Annotated in this window: 1 protein-coding gene; it reads right to left on the bottom strand. The window is 66.1% G+C overall.

Going from position 1 to position 472, the window contains the following annotated elements:
- The coding region (locus GO615_RS29885) for an MFS transporter (protein WP_169133079.1) at positions 1-472 on the bottom strand (472 nt) is incomplete at both ends.

Below are 472 nucleotides of genomic sequence, written 5' to 3'. Positions count from 1 at the left end.
TCCATGAGCCGCGTCTGGATCATCGGCACCATGATCGTCGGCACGCAGCCGAGCAGGAACACGAACACGACCGCGCTGACCTTGTTGTGCGCGGCGAAGCCGAAGAGCGACAGGATGATCGCGATCGTCACGAGGCAGCCGAAGATGCCGCGCATGAGCCCGCGCATGGCGACGCGTTCGGACAGGAACGCACCCGCCGTCATGCCGATGCCGTAGATGACCAGGATGACCGGCACGACGGCGTCCGAGAAGCCGGTGAGCTCCGTCATCGTCGGCGCGATGTAGCTGAACGTCGAGAACATGCCGCCGAAGCCGACGACACCGATCGCGAGCGCGAACCACACCTGCGGGCGCGTCAACGCCTTCAGTTCACCGGTGACGGACGTGACGCCCAGGGAGCCCTGGTGCGGGATCCACAACCACACCGCAACGACGGTGAGCAACGCGATGACGGCGACGAGGGCGTACGGCC

This window comes from Aromatoleum evansii (genome assembly GCF_012910805.1).
In the GTDB taxonomy this organism is placed as follows: domain Bacteria; phylum Pseudomonadota; class Gammaproteobacteria; order Burkholderiales; family Rhodocyclaceae; genus Aromatoleum; species Aromatoleum evansii.
This window is presented reverse-complemented; position numbering and strand designations above follow the sequence as displayed.